1 rRNA gene (only partly in view) is annotated in these 2,503 nt (G+C 56.6%); it reads left to right on the forward strand.

The features are described 5' to 3' along the window. Window positions 1-2,482: ribosomal RNA gene (locus tag ACH4S7_RS36460) — 23S ribosomal RNA — on the forward strand; it begins 742 nt to the left of the window's first position. Window positions 2,483-2,503 lie beyond the last annotated feature (21 nt).

The following is a 2,503-nucleotide window of genomic DNA, read 5'->3' on the forward strand; positions in this document are numbered from 1 at the left end:
TCCATCCTCGTGACTGCGTGCCTTTTGAAGAATGAGCCTGCGAGTTAGCGGTGTGTAGCGAGGTTAACCCGTGTGGGGAAGCCGTAGCGAAAGCGAGTCCGAATAGGGCGTTTGAGTTGCACGCTCTAGACCCGAAGCGGAGTGATCTAGCCATGGGCAGGTTGAAGCGGCTGTAAGAGGTCGTGGAGGACCGAACCCACCAGGGTTGAAAACCTGGGGGATGACCTGTGGTTAGGGGTGAAAGGCCAATCAAACTCCGTGATAGCTGGTTCTCCCCGAAATGCATTTAGGTGCAGCGTCGTGTGTTTCTTGCCGGAGGTAGAGCACTGGATAGGCGATGGGCCCTACCGGGTTACTGACCTTAGCCAAACTCCGAATGCCGGTAAGTGAGAGCGCGGCAGTGAGACTGTGGGGGATAAGCTCCATGGTCGAGAGGGAAACAGCCCAGAGCATCGACTAAGGCCCCTAAGCGTACGCTAAGTGGGAAAGGATGTGGAGTCGCAGAGACAACCAGGAGGTTGGCTTAGAAGCAGCCACCCTTGAAAGAGTGCGTAATAGCTCACTGGTCAAGTGATTCCGCGCCGACAATGTAGCGGGGCTCAAGCGTACCGCCGAAGTCGTGTCATTGCAGTACATACCCCCAACGGGGACTGTGATGGGTAGGGGAGCGTCGTGTGCCGGGTGAAGCCGCCGCGTAAGCGAGTGGTGGACGGTTCACGAGTGAGAATGCAGGCATGAGTAGCGATACACACGTGGGAAACGTGTGCGCCGATTGACTAAGGGTTCCTGGGTCAAGCTGATCTGCCCAGGGTAAGTCGGGACCTAAGGCGAGGCCGACAGGCGTAGTCGATGGACAACCGGTTGATATTCCGGTACCCGCTTTGAAACGCCCAATACTGAATCAGGCGATGCTAAGTCCGTGAAGCCGCCCTTGATCTCTTCGGAGTGAGGGGGAGTGGTGGAGCCGACGGACCAGACTTGTAGTAGGTAAGTGATGGGGTGACGCAGGAAGGTAGTCCAGCCCGGGCGGTGGTTGTCCCGGGGTAAGGGTGTAGGCCGTGTGATAGGCAAATCCGTCACACATTAAGGCTGAGACCTGATGCCGAGCCGATTGTGGTGAAGTGGATGATCCTATGCTGTCGAGAAAAGCCTCTAGCGAGTTTCATGGCGGCCCGTACCCTAAACCGACTCAGGTAGTCAGGTAGAGAATACCGAGGCGTTCGGGTGAACTATGGTTAAGGAACTCGGCAAAATGCCCCCGTAACTTCGGGAGAAGGGGGGCCATGTCTGGTGATCCGATTTTCTCGGTGAGCTGGGTGTGGCCGCAGAGACCAGCGAGAAGCGACTGTTTACTAAAAACACAGGTCCGTGCGAAGCCGTAAGGCGATGTATACGGACTGACGCCTGCCCGGTGCTGGAACGTTAAGGGGACCGGTTAGCTCCATTTCGGTGGGGCGAAGCTGAGAACTTAAGCGCCAGTAAACGGCGGTGGTAACTATAACCATCCTAAGGTAGCGAAATTCCTTGTCGGGTAAGTTCCGACCTGCACGAATGGCGTAACGACTTCTCGACTGTCTCAACCATAGGCCCGGTGAAATTGCACTACGAGTAAAGATGCTCGTTTCGCGCAGCAGGACGGAAAGACCCCGGGACCTTTACTATAGTTTGATATTGGTGTTCGGTTCGGCTTGTGTAGGATAGGTGGGAGACTGTGAACCTTGGACGCCAGTTCAGGGGGAGTCGTTGTTGAAATACCACTCTGGTCGTGCTGGATGTCTAACCTGGGTCCGTGATCCGGATCAGGGACAGTGTCTGATGGGTAGTTTAACTGGGGCGGTTGCCTCCTAAAGAGTAACGGAGGCGCCCAAAGGTTCCCTCAGCCTGGTTGGCAATCAGGTGTTGAGTGTAAGTGCACAAGGGAGCTTGACTGTGAGACCGACGGGTCGAGCAGGGACGAAAGTCGGGACTAGTGATCCGGCGGTGGCTTGTGGAAGCGCCGTCGCTCAACGGATAAAAGGTACCCCGGGGATAACAGGCTGATCTTCCCCAAGAGTCCATATCGACGGGATGGTTTGGCACCTCGATGTCGGCTCGTCGCATCCTGGGGCTGGAGTCGGTCCCAAGGGTTGGGCTGTTCGCCCATTAAAGCGGTACGCGAGCTGGGTTTAGAACGTCGTGAGACAGTTCGGTCCCTATCCGCTGCGCGCGCAGGAGTCTTGAGAAGGGCTGTCCCTAGTACGAGAGGACCGGGACGGACGAACCTCTGGTGTGCCAGTTGTCCTGCCAAGGGCATGGCTGGTTGGCTACGTTCGGAAAGGATAACCGCTGAAAGCATCTAAGCGGGAAGCCTGCTTCGAGATGAGGACTCCCACCCCCTTTGAGGGGTTAAGGCTCCCAGTAGACGACTGGGTTGATAGGCCAGATCTGGAAGGCGGGTAACCGCTGGAGGTGACTGGTACTAATAGGCCGAGGGCTTGTCCTCAGTTGCTCGCGTCCACTGTGT

The organism is Streptomyces sp. NPDC020965 (assembly GCF_044333555.1).
Taxonomy (GTDB): Bacteria; Actinomycetota; Actinomycetes; order Streptomycetales; family Streptomycetaceae; genus Streptomyces.